Source organism: Vibrio sp. V03_P4A6T147, from assembly GCF_002241085.1.
GTDB lineage: Bacteria > Pseudomonadota > Gammaproteobacteria > Enterobacterales > Vibrionaceae > Vibrio > Vibrio anguillarum.
The window spans coordinates 1-2,655 of sequence record NZ_NDIO01000165.1 but is presented as its reverse complement, the minus strand read 5'-3'; the positions used below and the strand labels follow the sequence as shown (position 1 = coordinate 2,655).

Sequence of the window (2,655 nt, the reverse complement as noted above, 5' to 3'; positions counted from 1 at the left end):
CAGGTATTCAAGCTGGTCGCCCTTTTTATATCGCGACTTGTCCACTAAGAATCATCCCGAAAATTTTCAGTTATAACGAAGATGATGTGCCACCGGAGCTTAGAGCTCAACGGACACTCAACAAAAGTCGTATACCTGAGATGGTGAAATATTTACTCGATAATCCTAAAGATTATGTATTCTCTGCACTGACAGCCTCTGTGGGTATCGACATTTCGTTTGAAGATCATGACGGTGCGCCAAATTTAGGTATTTTGAAAATACCAATGGACGCACAAATACTGATCAATGATGGACAGCACCGTCGCAAAGCAATTGAAGAAGCGCTACGTGAAAATCCGGATTTAGGCCAAGACAATATTCCTGTTTTGTTTTTCGTTGACGAAGGCTTACAGCGTAGCCAGCAAATGTTCGCCGATTTAAATAAATACGCGGTCAAGCCGAGTCCATCTCTCGGGGTACTTTATGATTTGAGAGACGAAAGTTCTGATCTTGCTAGACGGCTTGCCAGCAAGAGCTTGCCGTTTATTGGATTTACAGAAATGGAAAAATCTAATATCAGCCCAAAATCCAACAAGCTCTTTACCTTAAGTAGCATCAAGCAAGCGACACGAGCACTGCTTGGTAAAGGTGCAAAAGATGTTTTCAATGAACAGGAAAAACAACTCGCTGAAGTTTTTTGGCAAACAGTTGCCGAAAATATGCCTGATTGGCAAATGGTTTTAACTAAACAAGTTTCACCTGCACAGCTAAGACAAGAATATATTCATGCTCATGGCGTAGGTCTCCACGCTATTGGAGTAATGGGTAAGTATTTGCTCTGTGATGAGCCTGACAACTGGCAAGATAAACTCAAATTATTAAGAAATGTCAATTGGTTGAAAACCAATCCTGAATGGATTCAACGCAGCATGAATCTAGGCAAAGTGAGTAAATCGACCCACAATATTTTGCTCACTGCAAATTTCCTAAAGACAAGCCTAGGTCTTCCACTCACGCCTGAAGAAAGAGCTCTAGAGAAGCAGTTATCATGATACACGAGCTAAAATTAGCTGAAGATCTTCCTGAAGAATATCAAGATTTTATTAACTTAGAAGACTTCGCCAATCACAAATTAAGTCACTTTGTTGCCGATGTGCAACGCGTCTACTGTGCAGACAAAAGGCCATGGGTTATAGGTTACAGCGGTGGTAAAGATTCGTCCGCAGTCATGTCCCTTGTCTATATGGCACTGCTAGGCTTGGATGAGAAAGACCGCCAAAAACCTGTTTTTGTCGTTTCGTCAGATACATTAGTAGAAACTCCAGTCGTCGTTAATCACATTAAAGACTCATTAGACGCTATAGCAACAGGTGCAAAACGTGACAATTTGCCGATCACTTGCCATAAAGTCGTACCATTAGCTGACCAAACATTTTGGACTAGCCTTCTTGGCAAAGGCTACCCTGCGCCAACTCGCTCGTTTCGCTGGTGTACTGAGCGGATGAAAATTGACCCTGTCAGTGATTTTATCAAATCAAAAGTATCCCAATTTGATGAGGTGATCGTCGTATTAGGCTCTCGAAGCCAAGAAAGCGCCTCGCGCGCACAGGTTATTGCCAAACATAAAATCGATGGATCTCGCCTAGCGAGACATACCACTCTATCGAATGCTTTTATTTATACGCCTATCGATACTTGGGCTGTCGATGATGTTTGGAAGATACTGCGACTATGCCACCTAGAGACTAAGCAGACTCCGTATGGTCAAAAAAATATTTGGATAGATAAGTACGACCTTGAATGGGAAAACCCGTGGGGCAGTAAAAATTTGACGCTTTGGAATCTGTATAAAGATTCTTCAGGGCAAGGTGAATGTCCAATGGTGATTGATGAAACCACACCCTCTTGTGGTAATTCACGATTTGGTTGCTGGACGTGTACCGTGGTAACAAAAGATCGAGCCATGGAAAGCCTTATTCAGAATGGTGAAGAGTGGATGTCTCCTCTTCTTGAATTCCGTAACAAATTGGCAATGACAACCGATCCTGCGAATAAAGCAGAATATCGTAACCACAAACGTAGGACGGGAAAAGTCAGTTACCAATATGCCAAAGAAGGCGAAGATATTGCTACCGAACGTAAACATGTTCCAGGGCCTTATTGGCTGAAATACCGTAGGCAATGGTTACGTGAATTACTCGAATTAGATAATAAGTTCAAAGCCGAAGGCCGTGAAATCGAGTTAATTACCGTTCCTGAATTACATGCCATTCGTCAAGAATGGATCCACGATCCAAACGAGCCGGATTGGAATGACTCATTACCCGCCATGTTTAAAGAAGTGTATGGATTCGATCTTGACTGGATATATGACGATAACGCAAGCTTCGGGAAAGATGATGCTCAGTTAATTCATGAATTATCTGAAGATTTTGATATTACACCAGAACTGGTGATGAAGCTCATCGAGCTTGAGATCGCTACCGAAGGATTAAGTCGAAGAAATGGTATATCCAACAAAATAGCGACTTTATTGAAGCAAGATTGGGGAAGCTTAGAAGAAATCAAACAAAAACACGCAGAGCTGCAAAGTAAAGCTGAGTTTGATATTCATCATCAAGAAATTGAACGCTATAACCAGCAACTTGCCGATCTCGATAAACAGCTTCAAAA

At 41.9% G+C, this 2,655-nt stretch carries 2 protein-coding genes; both read left to right on the top strand.

Translation table 11 applies throughout. The features are described from left to right. The coding region (dndB, locus tag B9J84_RS06460; protein ID WP_094123784.1) for a DNA sulfur modification protein DndB at window positions 1-1,034 on the top strand (1,034 nt) is incomplete at its 5' end. Next, window positions 1,031-2,655: DNA phosphorothioation system sulfurtransferase DndC (locus B9J84_RS06455; RefSeq protein ID WP_094123783.1), on the top strand; the 1,625-nt coding region annotated here is incomplete at its 3' end. The genes dndB and B9J84_RS06455, both read left to right, overlap by 4 nt.